At 43.5% G+C, this 19959-nt stretch carries 20 protein-coding genes and 2 tRNA genes; 3 read left to right on the top strand and 19 right to left on the bottom strand.

The window, feature by feature from the left end; translation table 11 throughout:
* Nucleotides 1-34: 34 nt before the first annotated feature.
* From C3Y98_RS10235 to C3Y98_RS10145, 19 genes are all read right to left on the bottom strand, one after another.
* The gene (locus tag C3Y98_RS10235) at nucleotides 35-865 is read right to left on the bottom strand and encodes a MinD/ParA family ATP-binding protein (protein WP_135278487.1); all 831 of its coding nucleotides are present in this window, start codon (nucleotides 863-865) and stop codon (nucleotides 35-37) included.
* Nucleotides 858-2225 carry a flagellar biosynthesis GTPase FlhF gene (gene flhF / locus C3Y98_RS10230; protein ID WP_135278486.1) on the bottom strand — a complete coding sequence of 456 codons (1368 nt, stop codon included), beginning with the start codon at nucleotides 2223-2225 and terminating at the stop codon, nucleotides 858-860. The genes C3Y98_RS10235 and flhF overlap by 8 nt, the downstream gene beginning before the upstream one ends.
* An 11-nt stretch (nucleotides 2226-2236) precedes the next feature.
* Nucleotides 2237-2554 carry a flagellar transcriptional regulator FlhD gene (gene flhD, locus C3Y98_RS10225; protein WP_135278485.1) on the bottom strand — a complete coding sequence of 106 codons (318 nt, stop codon included), beginning with the start codon at nucleotides 2552-2554 and terminating at the stop codon, nucleotides 2237-2239.
* A gap of 715 nt (nucleotides 2555-3269) precedes the next feature.
* Nucleotides 3270-3674, bottom strand: a complete 405-nt coding sequence (locus tag C3Y98_RS10220) for a hypothetical protein (protein ID WP_135278484.1) — start codon at nucleotides 3672-3674, stop codon at nucleotides 3270-3272.
* Nucleotides 3675-4004: a heavy-metal-associated domain-containing protein gene (locus C3Y98_RS10215; protein ID WP_135278483.1), complete on the bottom strand. Its 330-nt coding sequence runs from the start codon at nucleotides 4002-4004 to the stop codon at nucleotides 3675-3677.
* A 20-nt stretch (nucleotides 4005-4024) separates the two neighbouring features.
* Complete coding sequence (locus C3Y98_RS10210; protein ID WP_135278482.1) at nucleotides 4025-4696, bottom strand: hypothetical protein; 672 nt, start codon at nucleotides 4694-4696, stop codon at nucleotides 4025-4027.
* A gap of 64 nt (nucleotides 4697-4760) precedes the next feature.
* Nucleotides 4761-5069, bottom strand: coding sequence for a hypothetical protein (locus tag C3Y98_RS10205; protein WP_135278481.1), 309 nt, complete (start codon nucleotides 5067-5069; stop codon nucleotides 4761-4763).
* A 346-nt stretch (nucleotides 5070-5415) separates the two neighbouring features.
* Nucleotides 5416-5492 (bottom strand) — tRNA-Met (locus C3Y98_RS10200).
* Between the two features lie 156 nt (nucleotides 5493-5648).
* Entirely contained in the window at nucleotides 5649-6110 is a 462-nt protein-coding gene (locus C3Y98_RS10195; RefSeq protein WP_135278480.1) for a chemotaxis protein CheX, read from the bottom strand.
* Nucleotides 6103-6477 (bottom strand): response regulator, encoded by a 375-nt coding sequence (locus C3Y98_RS10190; RefSeq protein ID WP_135278479.1) that lies wholly within the window; start codon nucleotides 6475-6477, stop codon nucleotides 6103-6105. The genes C3Y98_RS10195 and C3Y98_RS10190 overlap by 8 nt, the downstream gene beginning before the upstream one ends.
* A complete protein-coding gene (locus C3Y98_RS10185) occupies nucleotides 6474-8606 on the bottom strand; it encodes an ATP-binding protein (protein ID WP_135278478.1) in 2133 nt (710 codons plus the stop codon). The genes C3Y98_RS10190 and C3Y98_RS10185 overlap by 4 nt, the downstream gene beginning before the upstream one ends.
* Before the next feature lie 644 nt (nucleotides 8607-9250).
* Nucleotides 9251-10336, bottom strand: a complete 1086-nt coding sequence (gene ychF, locus C3Y98_RS10180; RefSeq protein ID WP_135278477.1) for a redox-regulated ATPase YchF — start codon at nucleotides 10334-10336, stop codon at nucleotides 9251-9253.
* A gap of 148 nt (nucleotides 10337-10484) precedes the next feature.
* Nucleotides 10485-11060: an aminoacyl-tRNA hydrolase gene (pth, locus tag C3Y98_RS10175; protein ID WP_135278476.1), complete on the bottom strand. Its 576-nt coding sequence runs from the start codon at nucleotides 11058-11060 to the stop codon at nucleotides 10485-10487.
* Between the two features lie 130 nt (nucleotides 11061-11190).
* Nucleotides 11191-11799 (bottom strand): 50S ribosomal protein L25/general stress protein Ctc, encoded by a 609-nt coding sequence (locus tag C3Y98_RS10170; RefSeq protein WP_135278475.1) that lies wholly within the window; start codon nucleotides 11797-11799, stop codon nucleotides 11191-11193.
* Between the two features lie 72 nt (nucleotides 11800-11871).
* Nucleotides 11872-12807 (bottom strand): ribose-phosphate pyrophosphokinase, encoded by a 936-nt coding sequence (locus C3Y98_RS10165; RefSeq protein WP_135278502.1) that lies wholly within the window; start codon nucleotides 12805-12807, stop codon nucleotides 11872-11874.
* A gap of 128 nt (nucleotides 12808-12935) precedes the next feature.
* Nucleotides 12936-13012: transfer RNA gene (locus C3Y98_RS10160), tRNA-Gln, on the bottom strand.
* A gap of 13 nt (nucleotides 13013-13025) precedes the next feature.
* On the bottom strand, nucleotides 13026-13904 hold the full coding sequence (ispE, locus tag C3Y98_RS10155; protein ID WP_135278474.1) for a 4-(cytidine 5'-diphospho)-2-C-methyl-D-erythritol kinase: 879 nt from the start codon (nucleotides 13902-13904) through the stop codon (nucleotides 13026-13028).
* A gap of 60 nt (nucleotides 13905-13964) precedes the next feature.
* Nucleotides 13965-14576 carry a lipoprotein insertase outer membrane protein LolB gene (gene lolB / locus C3Y98_RS10150; protein WP_135278473.1) on the bottom strand — a complete coding sequence of 204 codons (612 nt, stop codon included), beginning with the start codon at nucleotides 14574-14576 and terminating at the stop codon, nucleotides 13965-13967.
* A 48-nt stretch (nucleotides 14577-14624) separates the two neighbouring features.
* A complete protein-coding gene (locus C3Y98_RS10145) occupies nucleotides 14625-16400 on the bottom strand; it encodes a tetratricopeptide repeat protein (RefSeq protein WP_135278472.1) in 1776 nt (591 codons plus the stop codon).
* A 353-nt stretch (nucleotides 16401-16753) separates the two neighbouring features.
* Between C3Y98_RS10145 and C3Y98_RS10140 the strand changes: the two genes are divergently transcribed.
* The 3 genes from C3Y98_RS10140 to C3Y98_RS10130 all read left to right on the top strand — a co-directional run bounded on the left by C3Y98_RS10140 (nucleotide 16754) and on the right by C3Y98_RS10130 (nucleotide 19923).
* Nucleotides 16754-17689, top strand: coding sequence for an ABC transporter ATP-binding protein (locus C3Y98_RS10140; protein ID WP_135278471.1), 936 nt, complete (start codon nucleotides 16754-16756; stop codon nucleotides 17687-17689).
* 87 nt (nucleotides 17690-17776) lie between these two features.
* On the top strand, nucleotides 17777-18523 hold the full coding sequence (locus tag C3Y98_RS10135; RefSeq protein ID WP_015832764.1) for an ABC transporter permease: 747 nt from the start codon (nucleotides 17777-17779) through the stop codon (nucleotides 18521-18523).
* 14 nt (nucleotides 18524-18537) lie between these two features.
* Nucleotides 18538-19923, top strand: coding sequence for a GldG family protein (locus C3Y98_RS10130; protein ID WP_135278470.1), 1386 nt, complete (start codon nucleotides 18538-18540; stop codon nucleotides 19921-19923).
* The last annotated feature ends 36 nt before the right edge of the window (nucleotides 19924-19959 follow it).

The following is a 19959-nucleotide window of genomic DNA, read 5'->3' as shown; positions in this document are numbered from 1 at the left end:
GAGCCTTTTTTATTGCATGATGCGTTAACGCAGTCTATGCCATAGCGCTGCTTTGTAGCATGCTGATATCTGGCATGCGTACGCCTTTGCTATTTATACGTTGGGCAATTTGTTTAAACGCATTAGACGCTGGGGTTAACGGAAATGCGTCAACGATCGGGCGGCCAAGCTTGGCCGCACGGTTTAAATGCACATCGGCTGGAATCGCACCAAAGAACTCTAGCTCAATTTGCATAAAACGTTTGGCTACTTGTGCGATGTTGTTAAAAACCACTTCAGCTTGTGCGTCATTAGCGTCATCTACAATAATGCCAAAAGAGCGTCTGCCAAGCTGGCTGCAGATGCGCTTAATAAGCGTATATGCATCTTTAATTGACGCTGGCTCGCGTGTGAGTTGAATCAAAATGTCGCTGTTATTGAGTGTTTGTAATGGCAGCAAGTCATCGCTATTTAGTGTTGCATCCACTAATACAATCTCATATTGCACTACTAGCTCGTCAAATAACTGGTTCAGTGCTGCACCAGCTTTGCTATTGAGTGGCGTGTTTATTTGATTCTTAGGTAGTAATTTGGCAACGGCAAACTCTTGCTTGGTGTTTTTAATGGCTAAAGATAGCGATGCTGATGTTTTTGCAACCTCAAACAGCGTGGGTGTTTTATCAACTTCATAACTAGCTTCGCGCGTCGTGTTGGATGCATGTACGATTAGCACATCACTCCCTTGCGCACGAATAGATGCTGCCAAGTTAATCATCATGCGTGATTGATCTGCTGCTGATGCAGAAATCACTGACACTACACGAGGTTTAGGCGCCGCCATGATGCGGCGTAAACCTGCCGCTTGATCATTTTTAAAACTAACCACGGCTAATCTCTGTAGATAAAGTATTTACTGAAGGTCTAGTATTGGCCATGATAAATGGCAACTCTTCATTTCTGAACTGTAATGAGTGACCATCCGCACCAATTTTTAGTGCTTTCTGAATCAGATAGCTCTTGTTTGATAAATGGATATCTTCAGGCACACGTTGGCCATTGGCCAAGTAATAAAGCTTTAGCTTGCCTCTGATAATAACGTCGAGTACACCACCAATAGTGACAGCTTCATCCAGCTTGGTGATGATGGTGCCATCTAGCCCCTTACCTTTGTAAGCTCTAATAACGTCAGTTAACGTTTCACCGGTGCTGGTTGCGTTAAGGCACAGCAGCTTTTTAATACCAGCGTTGGTGTTGGAGAGCATTGCAATTTGCTCTGTTACCATGGTATCGCGCTGGCTCACGCCAACGGTATCAATCAGAATGGTGCGCTTGTTTTTTAGTTCGTGGAGTGCAATTTTAAGATCAGCTTCATCCTTAACCGCGTGTACCATTACGCCAAGAATCTTGCCGTAGATTCTAAGTTGTTCGTGACCCCCGATACGATAAGCATCGGTAGTAATCAGGCCTAGGCTTTCAGTGCCATGTTTCATTACATAGCGTGCGGCAAGCTTAGCTGTTGTGGTGGTTTTACCAACGCCAGTAGGGCCGATAAGCGCGAAAATTCCGCCTTGATCCAGCATACCCATTTCGTTAGGGATAGTGTCTAGGTTTTTGCTCAAAATAGCTTTTACCCAAGCAAGTGCTTTAGCTTCATTCAGATTAGCCGGCATTTTTTCAGATAACATTCTGGCAAGTGCAGCACTAAAGCCAGAAGATAGCAGTACATTGAGTATTCTTGTTTTTGTAGGGTATTGCTGCTGTGTGTTGCTCCAGGCAATCGTAGTGAGTTGAGATTCAAACACATCGCGCATGCTACGCATTTCGTTCAAAATCTCAGTCATTTTTTGGCTGGCATCTAACATAGATGCTTGCATGATGGTATCTGGTGCCGGCTGTGCAAATACAGGTTCGGCCTGCATTTTAGCCGCAGGTACTTCTGGCTCAATCATGCTAGGTGCAAAAGGTTGCGCCTGATTGCTATGAAAGCCCTCAATTTTTTTATTGATGACTGAGATTAGCGCTGATGGGTTGTCTTCACCAAAACCCTCTGTGTGGGTACGGTATGACGCCTCCATCGTTGCTACGTTATCAACAATCGCGTCTAGATCTTCTTCTTTCAGCGCGGTGATTCTATTGCCGCCATCTACTGCGCGGTTAGATAAAATAATGGCATCCTCGCCAAGCTCCATACGCACTTGCTTGAGCGCTTCGCGAGAGTTAATACCAAAAAATTGCTTTATATTCATACTTAATCTTATTAGGAAATTTGCTCGGCCGATTGACTCGCCAGCAGAACAGATGTGTGTAAATGCGCCTGATCGCGGTCTTTTGAATAATCAGTCAGCATACCGAGTACTGCACTGTCGTCAAATCGGAAGCGAGTCAGCATCATATTTGTACTGCTCAGCTTAACAACCTGCATATTGCTTAGGCTTTCCAGCAAATCAGCAATCTCTTTGCTGATGCCTAAAAGAAACATTGCGGTCGCTTTATCTGAACTGATGAGCTGCTTTGCCATCATCAAATAGTTGAGATTTGCGTCCTTGATTTCGGACATCATATCTTTTACATTCATTTTGCTTCCTAATTCGTTGTTTCTATTGTAAAAACCGTGTTGCAATTGGCTTGGTGAAATGTAACTCTTTAGTCTGATTCGACCAATGGCTATTTGTCTATTTATTTTGTAGGTGTTTGTCTTACAAAACATTGTGTGGGTGTGGGAGTCATTGTTCTATATGCCAATTACGCAGCAAAGCCGCGTAGATGGCTGAGATGGCACCTATAAACTGTTAATAAATTAGAGAGGAAATTGGTGTTTTTACGGTGGTTTAAGGCATCATATTGCTTGTGTTTGGTACTTTAAGCATTGATGATGCCTTGCCTGCTAGCAATAAATTAGCGGCACTAAAATGAATAATATGATGATTACTAAGAAAATGGGCAAAAAAATAGCGCTTCTGCAAAAAAGCGCTACAAACTTTGAGAGAGTATATATTGCAAATCAATTCAATATATGTGGCCATCATACTGGGCAGTAATTAATGAATTATTTCAGATAGTTAACTAATTGTTTCAATTGTGAAAAAAAGTATAAGCTCCCGTATTTGAAACTTGGGTTAACTTTTGCAAAATAATAAGACGCCTCATGTTTGGAATGAGGCGTCTTTATTCGCGATGTGGGTAACTAACACTTAGCCGCATCATTATAAAACTCATTAAATTTCAATCAGTTTTACTTTTTAATTAATTATATATACGTATCTAAATCCGGATACGTAACATATTAAATACTAAAAGATTAATGGTGCGACAAAAGCAAAGAACCCCCCAATTAAAAATATGATGACAGATGCAATATATACCCGCAGTGAGGTTTTGCGTGTACGGATACATACTGCCGCTAGCTGTGCATCTGCCGGGCATGGTAGGTTGCGTGCCTGCCACTGCAAATAGCCCGATAGCGCAAGCATTAGGCCAGCAAATGCGAACACACCTAGCTTATGCTCAGAAAACCATACCAATTGTGGCACATTACTCACTAATGACGACATAGCCGCACCTGCACCCAAGCCCACCAGCGTGGCAGGTAGCGCACAACAAATCAGCGTGCCACCACTGGTAAATAGTGAGATAAATGACGCAGACTTTGTTTTCCTAAGGCTAGCCATTTCATGATTGGCAGAAGTAGGTGACATTTACTTTGACTCCATTTCTGCTTTAATGTGTTCAATAGGATGGCTGCTGATCTCAATGCTAGTTACTTCGTAACCTGCATCTTTAATCAAATCTTTTACCGTGTCGTTAGATAAAGTTTGTCCATCCTTCAGTTCTACTGCCACGATACGCTGCTTTAAATTGACATAAACGTCTTTAGTTTGTGAAAGCGCGCGCATTTTCTTCTCAATGCCCTGTGCACAAAAGGCACATACCATACCGTTTACATTGGCCTTAATGGTTTGTGTGGCAAATGCGGCTTGGCTAAATAATGCAGCGATAATAGATGATGCTAATAATAGTTTTTTCATAATAAATTCCTTAATAATCATTAAAATATATACATAAAGTTAAAGCGTGGCTGGCCAGAGTTGTTGATGCCAGCCTCCACAAAATAACTTTTATTAATGAGCCGCAGCATGGGCGTGACTTCAATTTTTTCAGATAAGCCATTCATATTGCGGGCCTCCAAAATGGCCCACGGTTGAGTTTTGTCGTAATCTGTTTCATAAAACGAGAAGCCCGCACGCACGCTGGTGAAGTCATGATTAATATCTTCCGCACGATATAAACGATGTGCTGCCGCAAAATAAACACGGGTAGTTTCATAATCGAACTGAATCCCTGGGGTGACCATCACCTTGTCAAAATGATGGCCTTTCTCCACTGAATCGTTTTCACCTTGTATTGCACCAATACCGCCTGTAAACCATAGATTGGCTTGTGAGTTTGGCAAGTTCCAACGCTTGAGTAAGCTGGTATAGGTGAACTCTTCTAGGGTGCGTGTTTTTGTTTCATCGTCAGAGCGCATGTAAGTCGCGCCTACACCAAAGGCATCACGAGGGGTGATGGCGTAATTCACAAACACCTCACGCCAGTTTTTGTTAAAGTCACCCATCGCCATAAACGAGTCTTTAAAACCCATGGGGCCGGCAACTGCATTAACGCTGCATACAAAAAGCCCAAGCTTGAGTAAAAACTTGAAGCAACTGGAAAGTTGCATGATTACACTCCTAATCAATTTCTAAATTGTTAATTACCGGCAAAAAAGCCGGTATCAAGAGAAATTAACTAAAGGTGCGAGGAGGGCGTTCTAAGGAGTCAGGAGACTGAGAGTAAAAGTGGGGCGCAACAAATGAACTGAAATCATTCACGGTCGGGCTAGTTGCTAAAGTAAACAATGGCATAAATAGCACCAAGCCAGCGCATATCACCGAACAAGTGCTACCTAAACAATAGGCAGGCTTTTGCTGGGTTTGCTTGCCTTGATGCATTTGCATTTTACAATGCTCGCTCATGGCCGCAGTTTGCTGTGAATCTTGCCCATTAAGCATTGCTGCATGCTGACCATGCCCTACACTGTTAGATTGGTTCATAGCCATTTGCATAGAAATAGCCTGCATTGGCATTAACAATACTAAGAGTGTGACTAGTAAATGTAAAAATTGTTTTCTCACAGCACTTATGATGCCTTTAAATTAATAAAGTTGCAAACTGGAGGCTATAAATCTGGAAATGTATTCAAGAGAAGTAATGAACGATTGCTAGTTATGCAAGGTTGCGATAATCATCTAGGCTAGCTATAAGTCGGCACTTATTGACTGAGTTATATATGTTGACTGTGTTATTTGTGTTTGTGCCGAAGTTGCTAGAGCAATATTATTTATAACTTCAATTGCCGGAAAGAAAAACGCCCCATTCTTTCGAATGAGGCGTCTTTATTGGTGGTGAAAGAGGGACTTGAACCCTCGACCCCAGGATTATGAATCCTGTGCTCTAACCAGCTGAGCTACATCACCTTGTAAACTGGTTTGCTTCAATTTCAGCAAGGTCGCAATTCTAGTGTTTTAGTGGCGAATTGTCAAAAATAGTTTTCACTTTTTTGATTTAATTCTAATAATTAATTTTCTAATCTATTGCATGGCGATTTGCTATCTCTCAGTTTGGTTTTTGCCTTAACGGTTTCTTGAAATATCTACGATGAGTGATGCGCTGTAGTGTTTCCATTTGATGATAATCACGTAGGCGTATGAGCGTGCTTGTTGCGCCAGATTTTCAGATAGGTTGGCTATTTTTTCAGGGATGGAGATCACCATATTTTCGCCAAAATACTTACGTGCATTACCGGAGATAGTATTGGCGATTTCCCCTACGGCATCGAGCAGATTTTCTTCTGATTGGTTGGTTTCTTTCATCACCGTAAGCAGGTGCCGCAGCATGGCGCTAGGGGCAGAGAAGTAGAGCGCGCCTTCATAGCCGTCACTGACCATGATTTTGCCAGTGTAGTCGTTCATGGGGAATGCGTTTTGGGCAAGGTAAGCTACTTTAATCGCTGCAGCCTCTTTGGTTGCTTGTTTGAAATAGTTGCCGATAGCTTCAATAAAGACTTCGATGTCTTTTTCACTTAAGTCACTCATTTTCTTTTATTAGCTCCAGTAGCGCGTTGACGAGTTCTTCATCCGTAAAAGGTTTATATAAGAAGCCATTGGCGCCATTTTTTAACGCTTCAATCGCAGTGGCTTTGTCGCTGAGTGCAGAGATGATGAGAATTTTGATGTTAGGGTCGAACTCAACTAGCAGGGCGGTACATTCAACCCCATCCATCTCAGGCATGGTGAGATCCATCGTTACGATATCTGGACGCTGTGCCACGCATAATGCAAACGCATCGGTACCATTGGATGCGGTGCCTACTATCTCGATAGGGGGGAGCTTTGCGTTTGCGATAATTCTGGAAATCCGGCTCCTGATAATATTGGAGTCATCGACAATCATTAATTTCATATTACGTCCTCTGTCGCATTTAGGTTAATAGATGGTTTTGCGTGTTTGGAGATGCGGAAGGAGAATTGCGTAAAGACATCGGCTTTGGTGTCAATTTTTAGCTCACCACCAATTTCATTTATAAGAGATTGCACTAAGTCCATGCCTACGCCACGCCCTGCATCTTGGTCTGTGCCGTTGGAAGTTGAGAAGCCGGGCTCAAACAGTTTGGCGACAATTTCTTTGTCTGATAACTGATGCACTATTTCACTAGAGTAGCGCCCTGATGTGAGCATGGCTGCGCGGATGCGGTTGGGGACGATGCCTTGCCCATCGTCACGTACGATAAAGTCGATAATGCCTTCTTGGTTCATACGTGTGGTGATGGATATTTCGCCATGCGATGGTTTACCTTTTGCCAGCCTTGCGTCAGCAGATTCAATGCCGTGGCAGATGCCGTTACGGATGAGTTGGATGCCAATCTGTTGCAGTTGGTGCACTGTTTTTGTGTCCATCTGATCCAGCAGCGTGAGTTCTAAATTTAGCTGTACGTTCTTATTTTGGCTTTGATTTACTTGTTCTGCGAGGCGTTTTAGGTTGTTAGCTACACTGGTGGAGATAGATGGTGGGGATTCTGGGCTATGATTAGCTTGATGATGCGCTTGCATAAAGTCTGTAATCGTTTCAATTTGCGTAATTTGCTCAAGTATGGCGCTTAGCATTACCGGTAAGCTTAAAATTTCTTGAGCATCCCATTCGTTCTTTTTACGCAGAAATACCAGATGTTCTTCAAACTGATGTGCTAGCGCTTGAATAGCCTGCAAGCCTATAGCGGCAGATTCACCTTTAATGGCATGGATGATACGGAAGCATTGATTAACCATGTCAGTGTGCGTGGCGGCGCGTTTATCTGCATTGGCTAATATGTCGTTAATGACAGCTAAGTTGCTATGTGTGTGATTTAAGAACTGACGTAGCTGGAACGCATCGGCCTGCAGCAGTGCTTTGAGTAGCTCTAGGTTAATGTTAGATTGACCTTTAAGCTTAGCTAGCTCTTCGGCCTGGGTGACTTGCTCGGTAACATCTTGTACGGTGACCAATAGGTGCAGTACTTGTTTGTTTTCCACTACGCGATTGAACTGAAAACTCAGGTAACGTGGTGCTGAATCGTCCTTGGTTAGCACCTTTACTTGCGAGAGTGGGTTAAGGCTCAGCATTAAGCTCTCTTTCACCTTGTTGCCAAATAGTAGTTGGATGTAGTCTTTGGAGGATGTGTAAATTTCATCTGAAACCAGTTGCTGCAAAATGGGCATAAACGGCATGTTGGCGCTTACTTCATGTTGCAATATTTGATCAATGGAGCGTGAAATCTGGCTACCTACCGCAAGCTCGGGGTCTAATAGAAACAGCCCCTCTTTCACGGTATTAAGAATCTCGGTCGTTTCGCGTTGTGCTTTCTCAATTTCACCATCGGCAGCACGTAGTTTGCGTAGCGCATTGAATACAATATTGGCAAAAAGTAGCAGTGATAATACCAATGCAATGGTTTGAATCAGCTGTAAGTGACTGGCCTTGGTTTTGGTGTTTTGTTCCAGTTGCGTGGTCAGGTTGTTCATCAGCTTTAATAACTTCAGATTATTCTCACGCGCATAATCTGTGGCGAGATCCAGCCTGACTTCGTCTATCACTCGGCTTTGGATGATGGATTCCAGTAGCTTTTTATATGGTTGCCAGATGAGCAGTGCTTCATCTACAGCTTTGATGGAGGCCGCATCATTTACCTTGGGTAGAAACACTGGCTTTTCATTGCCACCCAGCACCATGCCGCCGGTTTTAAAGCTGTTAAGGGTGGTATCAAACAGAGAACTTACTTTTTTTAGCTCTTCCGTATTTTTTGCATCAAATTTTCCCTGTGCAGCATCAACCTGAATTGCTAGCAACACCTTGGCGGTACGCTGTGAGAGCATACGTTGCCGCCCTGATAGGTTAATGGAAACAGCGTCACCATCAAGAGTGGATGATGTGTAGAAGTTAAGGCCGAGCACTGCCAAGTTAAATACCAAAAAGAGTGTAACGGCTAATATAATGCCGCGGTATTTATTCAACGTACCTAGCTGCTGCTTGTGATTAGACGTACTGTTGCTTGACATGCCTGCTCCTTATCTAATGGTTAAAATATGTTAGGTAATACAGTTACCTTGTACTAGATGTTTCGTCATTCCATCTCTAGCCATAACTACCTCAAATTGCGTCTTAGCTAAATTTAAGAACATGACAACGCTAATAAAAAAGGCGTCTTTCTGTCCGAGTAAAAAACTCAGTCTGAAAGACGCCTTTGTCTTAAATTCATGATGCTCAAGCTTTGAGCCACTTAATGCCGCCATTGGCATCAGTGTTGATGTTTATCGCTATTTACATGCCCACTCATTGGGTTTGTAAATTTTTATTGTTATTTGCACATGGTGCGATTGTTTTACTAGAAGCAATAGGCGTGCCATTGCTTTAGTTAATCTTAACCATTTGATATTAAATGATAATTTAATTTTTAGTGTTTATCTGAGATGGAGAGGTGATACGTGGGTGCACAAAGGCAGTGCAGCGAGCACGGTTAAATACGCGGCAGCGTAGTTCAATGCAAACTGTGGCTATGCAATATTGCCATGGGAGATAATTTTGGGAGGATAGGTGGTAATGCGGAGTTTTAATATTAAACGCATGAGTGCAGATGCCGGAGCACTTGCACTCATGGGTTGCTGTGGCACTAGGCCTAACTGAGGCCTAGTGTTTAAGGTGCTTAAACGTTAAATCTAAAATGCATCACATCGCCATCTTGCACGATGTATTCTTTACCTTCTAAGCGCATTTTGCCTGCTTCTTTTGAGCCTTGTTCGCCTTTGTTTTTAACGTATTCGTCATAGGCAATTACCTCTGCACGAATAAAGCCACGCTCAAAGTCGGTATGAATCACCCCTGCTGCTTGTGGGGCTGTTGCGCCTTTTTTAACAGTCCATGCACGTACTTCTTGTACGCCAGCAGTAAAGTAGGTTTGCAAGCCGAGTAAATCATAGGCCGCGCGAATCACGCGGTTTAAGCCTGGTTCGTCTTGGCCTAACTCTGCCAAAAATACCGCTTTGTCTTCGTCATCCAACTCGGAGATCTCGCCTTCAATCTTGGCGCAAATGCATACCACGGGTGCACCTTCCGTTTTACCTAGCGCGACTACTTTGTCTAAATATGGGTTGTTTTCAAAGCCGCTCTCATCAACGTTGGCGATGTACATCACAGGCTTTACCGTGATTAGGCATAACGGTTTGATAATGTTGAGTTCATCAGCGTCTAAACCTAATGTACGCACAGGTGCGCCAGTATCCAGATGTTTTTGGATTCTTTCACAAATCGCAGCAAGTGCAATCGCTTCTTTATCGCCAGATTTAGCTTTTTTGCTTTCGCGCTGTAGTGTTTTCTCAACAGTTTCCATATCGGCAAGTGCCAACTCGGTGTTGATCACTTCAATATCAGAAAGCGGGTCAACCTTGCCAGCCACGTGCACAACATTGCCGTCATCAAAGCAGCGCACTACGTGAGAGATCGCATCCGTTTCACGAATGTTAGCCAAGAACTTATTACCCAAGCCTTCGCCTTTTGATGCGCCAGCAACCAAGCCCGCAATATCAACAAACTCTACGATAGCTGGTTGTATGCGTTGTGGTTTTACAATATCAATCAACGGTTGCAAGCGGGTGTCTGGCACCTCAACAATGCCCACATTTGGCTCAATGGTACAGAATGGGTAATTTTCAGCCGCAATCCCTGCTTTGGTAATTGCATTGAATAAGGTTGATTTTCCTACATTAGGTAGGCCCACAATTCCACATTTCATAATTTTCCAATCATCTTTAACGCAAGTATTGCGTTATATTCGTCTTCATCGATTCGCCGTACTTATTGTACTGTCTTCATCTCTTTATTCTGCTCACTATACGCTTGCGTTAAATCTGAATGGAAAACAGTGGCTTAGGTAAGCTGATTTACTTCTTTGTATGCAATTTTAACATGGCGCTATCAAATTCGCCTTTAAGCATTAAATCTACTAATTTACTGCTATCGTAAATGCTGTCATCAATTGCATGCTGTTCATCTTTAGTGGGGGCTTTGAGCACAAAGTTAACCACTTCATTTTTTGAGCCGGGGTGACCAATCCCTACGCGCAAGCGCCAGTAGTCTGCTGTGCCCAACGCTGAGTGTATATCACGCAAGCCATTGTGACCGCCGTGGCCGCCGCCAAATTTCATTTTAATGCTGCCTGCAGGTAAGTCTAATTCATCATGAATCACTAAAATTTCTGCGGGTGATATTTTGTAATAATTAGCTAGTGCCGCCACTGCTTTACCACTTGCGTTCATAAAGGTGGTGGGCTTGATTAGCCAACTGTCTGCGGTAGGATTTAACTTGCCAGCAAAGCCAAAAAATTTAGCATCTACTGCTAATTTGCTATTCGTGGCTGCCGCTACTTGGTCTACCCACCAAAAACCTGCGTTATGGCGCGTAGCTGCATATTTTTCGCCAGGATTACCTAGGCCTACAAATAATTTAATTCCGCTCATATAGTGACTTTAGTTGATGCATCTTTAGGTTAATGCATTTGTGCGTAAATGCGATTCAGCCTGCACCTAAAAAAAACGCGCACTTTAATCAAAAAGTGCGCGCTATTTTGCTAGCTTACGTAATTAATACTTAAGCTGCTGGTGTTTCTTCAGCTGTTGCTGAAACACTACCGCGTGTTTTAGCGATAGAAGCTACTGCTGCGTCATCACCGTGTGCTAATTGTACAAATTCAACACCTTTTGGTAGTTTGATTTGTGACAAGTGGATTGAGTGACCGATTTCTAACGCTGCAACGTCAACTTCGATAAACTCTGGCAAGTCTTTTGCCAAGCAGCTTACGTCAGCTTCTGTTAATACGTGAGCAACAATACCACCACCTAATTTAACACCAGGAGCTACATCAGCGTTGATGAAGTGGAATGGCACTTTAACGTGGATTTTTTCAGTTGCGCTAACGCGTTGGAAATCAACGTGTTGAATTGTGTTACGCACTGGGTGCATTTGGAAGTCACGTAATAATACGCTTTCTTTTTTGCCATCAACGATTAGTGTCAATACTGAAGCGTGGAAAGCTTCGTGACGGAATTGTAAGAACAATTCTTTAGCGTTGATTTCTAGTGGGAATGCTTCTTTACCACCACCGTATACTACACCAGGCACAGAGCCAGCGTGACGTAGGCGGCGGCTCGCACCCGTACCTTTAGCATCACGTTTTACTGCATTGATTTCAATAGCCATTTTACTACTCCTAAATTTACTGCTTTACTACAACGAATCTGCCTTCCGCGACCAGAAAGCAGGGTGAAATACTTAGTCCATAAACAATGAGCTTACAGAATCTTCACAGCTAATGCGGCGAATTGTTTCTGCCAGCAAGGCTGCTGCGCTCAATTGACGGATTTTTTTACAATTAATACTATCTTCTTGCAGTTGAATGGTGTTGGTGACTACCAATTCATCCAACTCAGAGTTCATAATGCGCTCAGCTGCACCGCCAGACAATACTGGGTGAGTTGCATACGCTACTACTTTTAGTGCGCCGTGTTTTTTTAGTGCAGCAGCAGCTTCACATAGCGTGTTGGCTGTATCGACCATGTCATCCATAATCACACAAGTACGGCCAGCAACATCACCAATGATGTTCATTACTTTTGCTACGTTTGGTTTTGGACGACGTTTATCAATAATCGCCAAATCAGAACCTAGCTGTTTTGCACATGCACGTGCGCGCACCACACCACCAACGTCAGGAGAAACCACGACGAGGTTTTCGTGCTTTTGCACTAGCAAGTCAGCCAATAAAATTGGTGTTGCATAGATGTTATCTACTGGGATATCAAAAAAGCCTTGGATTTGGTCTGAGTGCAAATCCATCGTCAGTACACGGTTAACACCAACGCCGGTCAACATGTTGGCAACCACTTTAGCGGTAATTGCAACGCGAGCAGAGCGTGGACGACGATCTTGTCTTGAATAACCAAAGTATGGGATAGCTGCAGTAATACGGCCAGCAGATGAGCGACGAAGCGCATCAACCATCACCATTACTTCCATTAAACTATCATTGGTAGGGTGGCTGGTAGATTGCAACACAAAAACATCACGACCGCGTACGTTTTCAAGCAACTCAACCATGACTTCGCCATCGCTAAATTTGCCTACATGCGCTTGGCCTAGCTCAATACCTAAGTGTTTTGCCACTTGTTGTGCGAGCTCTGGGTTTGCGTTGCCAGTAAAGACCATCATGTTGCCGTTAGACACCATTTGATTTCCTATCGTGCCGGCTCATCAATATTGACCAGCTAACTAATGAAAAAAACTCACTAAAAAATAAAAGCGTGTAAATCAAATAATCTACACGCTTCTACAAAATTTGGCTGAGGAGGAAGGATTCGAACCTTCGCATGCCGGAATCAAAATCCGGTGCCTTAACCAGCTTGGCGACTCCCCAATATTTAACCAGCTTATTTACTCATAAAAGGGTGCTGATTTAACCCTTTTGCAACAAACCCAGAATATCCTTCCGGTTTTTGTTGGTAAATACTATTTGCAGTATCTGCATCAGCTACTTCTAAAAAAACCGAAGCGCCTGAGCCGCTCATTCTAGCATCTCCGTACTGTTTTAGCCAGCCCAAGCAAGCTTTTACTTCAGGATAAATGCTGCAAACTACTTTTTCCAGGTCATTTATAAATCCATCATGTATGTTTTTACATGCTGAATTTTCAGTGCTTAATTGCGCTATCCCTGAAAAGGCCGCTATTGTCTTAGGAATCGTATTCTTTGTCAATTGCTTATTAGCAAAAATTTGCGCTGTTGATACATGAACATTCGGCGTAAGCACTACATAATAAGCATCGTGTAGCGTAAGTGCTTGTAATTGCTCACCTACACCTTCTGCCCAAGCATTGCTACCGTAAATAAAAAATGGTACGTCGGCGCCTAGCTGTAATCCTAATTTTAACAGTTCTTCACGCGGTAGATTAAGCTGCCAGCGTTGGTTTAATGCAAGCAACACGGTTGCGGCATCTGAACTGCCGCCGCCAAGGCCGCCACCCATCGGTATTTTTTTATCTACCAATATTTCGGCGCCAAGTTGGCAGCCGGTATGTTGCTGTAGCAACAGCGCGGCGCGTATGCATAAGTCCTGTGCCTCTGGCACGCCGGGCACATCATTTACACGCTTGATTGTGCTTGTACTTGTTGTCTTGATATAAATGGTGTCGTAGTGGTCCAGTAATCTAAAGGCTGTTTGCAATAGATGGTAGCCATCCTCGCGTTGCCCCAAGACGTGTAAAAATAAATTAATTTTTGCGGGTGCTAAAAAAGCTTCAAAATCATGCATGCTGGTGATGTGGTGTGGCGTAAAAAGTGGAGAGTATTAAAGTATTAAGCATATCGCTATTTAGTTTGTAATGTTATTCCAGCTTTCTACTAATAGTTTAAGGTTAACTTGGTCGCTTTTCAGGGAAATTTTGCCTGGTAGCCAGAGGCCATTTTGCTCGGTGTAGTTTGAGAACTCAATTTTCCAGCCATCCTGGTTTAGGGTGGTGAGCAAGCCTTGTTCATCCCAGGTGCTGGCTAGAACAGGACTACTGGAAGGGCGCCCCAGTGACCAGTCGGATAATCCAGTGAGTGGTAGCGACCAGCCTAAGGCATTGTAGGTAAGCGTTTCTGCATTTGCCGCAGATATCTGCTTGCCATTGGCATCGGTAAGCGTGATCTGGTTGCTAGACTTTGTAATCTGAGCAACTTGGCCACCAAGGGGGGAGTAAAGTGCGATGTTGTCGTTGGTAGCTGAGTGCTGCCACTGCAGGCCGCCTGAAAAGCCTTTGCTATTGGTTTGTACGCCGATTCTACCCTGTAGTGAAAATTGTTGAATCGTTGCATTGCGCTCTAAATGTGTTTGATTACGCGCGAGTGAATCTGCACTCATGGTCACTTGGTGCGCTGTGGTTGCGCATGCGGCTAATAAAGTGACCATGCTGAGTGCTAAAAAATAACGTATTAATTGCATAGGTATGGCTAGTGTAGGTTGAGTTCAGTTGGTGAGCTACGCTAGCACTTAAGATTTAAATTTATTTGCAGTCGTTAACAGGATTTCATTGTCAGGGTCTGCAGTCAACGCATCACTCCATACTTTCTTGGCTTTTTCGTATTCACCTTTTTGCCACAGTACTTCCCCTAAGTGTGCTGCAATCTCAGGGTCAGGGTTGATGCTGAATGCCTGCTCCAAAAGTTGAATGGCTTTGTCCAAATTTCCCTTGCGGTAATGTGCCCAGCCTAGGCTGTCGAGCATGTAGTGGTCATTAGGAGCAATGGTTAGCGCCTTTTCAATTAAGCTGATGGCTTCTTTTAGTCGAATGTTACGGTCAGCAAATGAGTAGCCTAACGCATTGTAAGCGGCTGCAAAATCTGGTTTTTCGGCAATGGCTCTACGCAACTCTGATTCCATGATGTTGAATTTAGCTAAGCGCTCTGCGGCAAGTGCATAGTCATAAACCAAGTCTGGTGTATTAGGCAGATTCTTAACTGCTTTTTCTAACAGGTCGAAAGCCTCTTGGTTACGCTTGTCTTTAGCGAGCAAGGATGCTTGCGCCTTGATCACTAGAATTTGCTGCTCTACGTTTAAGTCTTCAAGATTATCCAGCAGTTCAATGGCTTTATCTGTGGATTGCGTGCGTGCAATCAGGTTAGCCAAGCTAAATTGTGCTTCAAGATAGCGTGGGCCTGTTGATACCTTGTTGTACCAAGACATGGCTGACACATCATGTTTTTGTTTTTCAGCGGTTTGCCCGAGGTAAAGGTAAATCTGGTCAGTGTCTTTAAAGTTGTAGGCAAGGGCTTGTTTAAAGTTTTTTTCTGCTTCGTTGTAGTCCATGGACTGGAATGCTAGCAATCCTACAATCGCATAAATTTCCGCGCTGTTGTTTTCTGTGGATTGTTTGGCGTTCTCTAAAATGGTAGGGAACTCCGCCTTTGCCGCTGCGTATTGCTTTTGATTAACGAGAATTTTTGCCAGATTGATGCGTACTTCGTTTGCATCTGGTTGTACTTTTAAATACTCATAATAAAAGGCAATTGCTTTGGCTGGAGATTGACGAAATAGCACCTGGCCTTTCAGTAGGGCGGCAATCGCCCAGTTAGGGCGTGACTCTTCAGCTTTTGCCAGCGCATCCAGTGCGATGTTATCTTGATTGGCAATATACGCAGCCTGTGCAATAGCAAAACTTGCTTCTGCTAGCTCAGGATAAGGTTTAGCTAATGATTGAATAAGCTTTAATACTGCGTCCTTATCTGGGCTGCGGTTTAATAAAGAGTTAATAAATAGAAAGCCGCCAGCTCTAGAGTCTTCTTTAACTAGCAGTTGCGCTAAATATGGCTCGGCCTCGTGTAAACGGCCAGTCGCAATCAGCATCTCTGTCATGGCTTGCTGGGCCTCTGTTGAGGATGGGTCCAACTCTGCCCAAAGCTTTACTGCAGGAATTGCTAAGTTTGGAATGTTAGCAAAAGCACCGATTTTAGCCGCACGCTCTGCCAGACGAGGGTCTTGCTCTGAACGTGCCAAGTCATAAAAAATTGCGCCAGCTGTGCCAATTTCACCGCGTTGCCCGGCGACTTCAGCCACTAGATACTTATATACAAACTCTGCGCTTAGTGTTCTTTCGTTGGGGTTGGCGGTTTCATTGCTTTTCGCCAACGTCTCAGAATGGTAGCGATTGGGGTTGTTGCTAGCGCAGCTAGTGAGCCCAAATGCAAGTAAGCATAAAGTCACGCTCACCGCTGTGGAGATTGAGGAAGTTTTTTTCAGCGGTGTATTCAAATCTAGTTTTTTTGTCATCAGGGTATGTGAAACTATTTTATAAAAGTGATCAATTTAGTTATATAGTAAATTACGCGTTTGTAGATTGCATTAGTTTTAATGAGATTCGCTCAATATTTATGCTGTGTGGCTGAGTGAGCCCTTCTAATCATTAGCTTAAACACTGTATCATGCCTCGTTGCTTCTTAGTCCGTGACAGCGGCTGCAAGTTCCGACATAATTACAGGTTGACTATAGCGCAAGTGAAATGAACTGTCGCCTGTAGATTTGAATCTATAGATTTGTTTTATCTGGGTCAGGCTTTTACGATGTTTTTATAAAATTGGTAATAACCGTCTGTATTTAAACGAATGTTTTAAAATTGAGTACCTATGAATAATTTTACAGTTGAGGCAATTGAGCTTACGCGACTTTACGGAGGCCGCGAAGCAGTAAGTAATGTAAATTTCACCTTAAGTAAGGGCGAGGTTTTAGGGTTTTTAGGCCCGAACGGTGCTGGTAAGTCTACTACCATGAAAATGCTCACTGGTAACTTGGCACCTAGCCATGGCAGTGTCAAGATTTGTGGTATTGATATGATAGAGAATCCAAAAGAGGCTAAAGCCTTGATTGGTTACCTGCCAGAAATGCGTCCCCTGTATAAAGAGTTAACTGTTGATGAGTATTTGACGATGGCAGCTAGGCTGCATCGTGTGAGTGCTAAACACATCAAGAAGGCAGTTGAAAATGCGAAAGAGCGCTGTGGTTTAACGCACATGAGCAAGCGCCTGATTGAGAACTTATCTAATGGTTATCAGCAGCGCGTGGGCATCGCACAAGCGATTATTCATAGCCCGATGGTGGTTATTCTGGATGAGCCGACCGTAGGCTTAGATCCAATTCAAATTCGTGATATTCGTACATTAATTCGTGAGGTTGGTACGGATCATAGCGTGATTATCTCTACACACATTCTGCCGGAGGTGGAAATGGTGTGTGATCAGGTGCAAATCATTGATAAAGGCAAGTTGGTTTTCAACGGATCAATTGATGTGCTTAAACGTCAACGTGTTGGTAATAAACTGTTGATTGGCTTACGCAACCCGCCGGCCATTGAAGAAATTCTAAGAATATCAGGTGTTTCCGAGGCTGAAAGTTTAGCTAATGGCTTGATTCGTGTGCGTTATGCCGAGAGTGCAGAGCCAGCAGAAGCGATTGTGCAAACAGCAGTTCAGCAAGGTTGGGGTTTGCATCAAATCGCGCCAGACCAAACCAGTTTAGAAGACGTGTTTATGCAGTTGACTTATCAAGAGCAGGTTGCTGTTTAATCAACGTGCTGTTCACTATACCGCTGTTTAATTTGGTTCAATCGAGTCACTTTTCAGTATAACAATCGGTTATTTAAGGTTTTATTTATGATTATTAATGTCGCAAGAAAAGAACTTAAAAGTGTGTTTGCCTCGCCGATGGGGTGGGTGATTTTATCGCTGCTGATGTTTGCTTTTGGTACGCAATACCTGAATGCAGTGAATGACTACTTTGCCGTGATGTCTGGTGCGATGCGCCCGGCTGAACGTACAGGCGTTACGCAGTTTGTGGGCCAGTCTGTATATGGATTAGCTTCATTTATCATGCTGTTTGCCGTGCCTCTGTTGTCGATGCGACTCATTTCTGAAGAGCGCCGTAGTCAAACCCTGCCATTTTTATTCAGTGCGCCTATTTCACTCACGGAAATTGTGGTGGGTAAATTTGTAGGTTTGGTTGCGTTTTTAAGCGTGTTGATTGTATTTATTGCGGCAATGTTATCTACACTGAACATTTGGGCAGACATTGATTTTGGCTTTTTGTTAGCCAACTCATTAGGTTTGCTGTTGATGGTGGCTGGCTTTTCTGCACTGGGAATTTACTTTTCCAGCTTAACGCAGCAGCCTGTGATTGCTGCAATTCTGACGTTCATTGCATTATTTGCCTTGATGATGCTGGACCGCTTTTTTGGCGATGATCCAACCAATGTACTTGGCAGTTTATCTCTCACACGCCACTTTCAATCATTTGCAAGTGGATTGATTGATAGTGCTGATATCGTCTATTTTATTTTATTCGCAGTGACATTTTTAACCCTAACAGTGCGTCGCCTAGATGCTGACCGCTTACGTGGTTAATTGGAATTTTTAACATGAACATTAATCGTAAATTACGTTTTCAGTTATTAGTACAAAATTGGTTTTTTGTCGTACTGTTTTTAATGCTGGTTGTGTTGCTAGGCTATTTGGCTAGTCAGTACCGCGTTGCAAAAGATATTACACAGGCAAATCGCAATATTCTGACGCAGGGCAGTGTAAACGTGCTTAAGCAAATGAAGGCACCGGTTAACATTACCGTGTATGCCACTAAAGATGATGCATCGAGCGGAGATGTGTTTCGTAAGGGTATTGTAGATTTTGTGGCGCGTTATCAACGTGATAAGCATGACATCAGGCTCAAGTTCGTGAACCCATCTGAAGAGCCAAAGTTAGCGCAAGATGCTGGCGTTAAGGTGGATGGTGAAGTGGTCGTTGAATACCAAAAACGTGCTGAACACATTACGCCACCGTTTGCTGAACAAGAGTTTACTAACTTATTGGTCAGGTTGTCACGTACCAACCAGCAGGCTGTTATGTACCTAGATGGACATGGCGAGCGTAACTTGCTTGGAGTTAAAAATCATGATTTGGGCGAGTTTGGTAAACAGTTGGAAAGCAAGGGCTTTAAGTTTGCCAACCCAGATTTGACCATTGCACAGGCTGTGCCGCGTAATGGCGCAATGTTGGTGGTAGCTAGCCCACAGGTAGATATCAGCGATATAGAAGCGCAAAAAATTAAGGCGTACTTGGAGGCCGGCGGTAATTTACTGTGGTTGCTGGATGATAACGACTTTAAAGGCATGCAAGGGGTAGCTGACTACTTAGGTTTGCAGGTGTCGCCAGGTGTGGTGTTAGACATGGCATCGGCTCAGTATGGCGCAGATGCACGTGTTGCTTTTGCCAGTTTGTACGGTGAACATCCAATCACCACAAACTTTATGTTGCGTACTTTGTTCCCGGAGTCACATGAGGTGAGCGCGGTAGGTACCGATGATAACGGTTGGAAAGTAAGCAAACTGGTTGAAGTGGCACCGAATGGCTGGCTATCTGCTCAGAAGTTGGCAAAAGGAGCTAAGCCTGTTTTCAATGAAAAAACAGACAAGCGCGGCCCAATCAATGTGGGTGTGGCATTAGAGCGTATTTATGGTAAAAAAGGTCAGCGTGTTGTCGTAATGGGTAATGCTAACTTCTTATCTAATACCTTTATTACCAATGGCGGTAATCTGGATTTAGGCGTGAACATCGTGAACTGGTTAGCTGGTGATGACAACTTGATTACGATACAGCCAATGCCGCTAAAAGACATTAATGTTTCTATTCCAGATACTGATCAAGGTCGTTTGGTGGCTTGGACGGTGTTTCATGGCTTCCAGTACTTTATCCCACTGGGCTTCATGATTGCTGGTTTGTATTTCTGGTGGAAACGCAGAAGAGCTTAAGTGGAAGCGGTTATTTAAGTTGAATATTTAGATTGA

This window comes from Methylotenera oryzisoli (assembly GCF_004661485.1).
Lineage (GTDB): Bacteria > Pseudomonadota > Gammaproteobacteria > Burkholderiales > Methylophilaceae > Methylotenera > Methylotenera oryzisoli.
This window is presented reverse-complemented; position numbering and strand designations above follow the sequence as displayed.

Excerpts from the sequence above, each read along its gene's own strand:
- C3Y98_RS10190 (WP_135278479.1), bottom strand. The coding sequence starts at position 6,477 with ATGAAATTAATGATTGTCGATGACTCCAATATTATCAGGAGCCGGATT.
- C3Y98_RS10195 (WP_135278480.1), bottom strand. The coding sequence starts at position 6,110 with ATGAGTGACTTAAGTGAAAAAGACATCGAAGTCTTTATTGAAGCTATC.
- ispE (WP_135278474.1), bottom strand. The coding sequence starts at position 13,904 with ATGCATGATTTTGAAGCTTTTTTAGCACCCGCAAAAATTAATTTATTT.
- pth (WP_135278476.1), bottom strand. The coding sequence starts at position 11,060 with ATGAGCGGAATTAAATTATTTGTAGGCCTAGGTAATCCTGGCGAAAAA.
- C3Y98_RS10145 (WP_135278472.1), bottom strand. The coding sequence starts at position 16,400 with ATGACAAAAAAACTAGATTTGAATACACCGCTGAAAAAAACTTCCTCA.
- C3Y98_RS10130 (WP_135278470.1), top strand. The coding sequence starts at position 18,538 with ATGAACATTAATCGTAAATTACGTTTTCAGTTATTAGTACAAAATTGG.
- C3Y98_RS10185 (WP_135278478.1), bottom strand. The coding sequence starts at position 8,606 with ATGTCAAGCAACAGTACGTCTAATCACAAGCAGCAGCTAGGTACGTTG.
- C3Y98_RS10135 (WP_015832764.1), top strand. The coding sequence starts at position 17,777 with ATGATTATTAATGTCGCAAGAAAAGAACTTAAAAGTGTGTTTGCCTCG.
- C3Y98_RS10165 (WP_135278502.1), bottom strand. The coding sequence starts at position 12,807 with ATGATGGTCTTTACTGGCAACGCAAACCCAGAGCTCGCACAACAAGTG.
- lolB (WP_135278473.1), bottom strand. The coding sequence starts at position 14,576 with ATGCAATTAATACGTTATTTTTTAGCACTCAGCATGGTCACTTTATTA.
- ychF (WP_135278477.1), bottom strand. The coding sequence starts at position 10,336 with ATGAAATGTGGAATTGTGGGCCTACCTAATGTAGGAAAATCAACCTTA.
- C3Y98_RS10140 (WP_135278471.1), top strand. The coding sequence starts at position 16,754 with ATGAATAATTTTACAGTTGAGGCAATTGAGCTTACGCGACTTTACGGA.
- C3Y98_RS10170 (WP_135278475.1), bottom strand. The coding sequence starts at position 11,799 with ATGGCTATTGAAATCAATGCAGTAAAACGTGATGCTAAAGGTACGGGT.
- C3Y98_RS10210 (WP_135278482.1), bottom strand. The coding sequence starts at position 4,696 with ATGCAACTTTCCAGTTGCTTCAAGTTTTTACTCAAGCTTGGGCTTTTT.
- C3Y98_RS10220 (WP_135278484.1), bottom strand. The coding sequence starts at position 3,674 with ATGTCACCTACTTCTGCCAATCATGAAATGGCTAGCCTTAGGAAAACA.
- C3Y98_RS10205 (WP_135278481.1), bottom strand. The coding sequence starts at position 5,069 with ATGAACCAATCTAACAGTGTAGGGCATGGTCAGCATGCAGCAATGCTT.
- flhF (WP_135278486.1), bottom strand. The coding sequence starts at position 2,225 with ATGAATATAAAGCAATTTTTTGGTATTAACTCTCGCGAAGCGCTCAAG.
- C3Y98_RS10215 (WP_135278483.1), bottom strand. The coding sequence starts at position 4,004 with ATGAAAAAACTATTATTAGCATCATCTATTATCGCTGCATTATTTAGC.
- flhD (WP_135278485.1), bottom strand. The coding sequence starts at position 2,554 with ATGAATGTAAAAGATATGATGTCCGAAATCAAGGACGCAAATCTCAAC.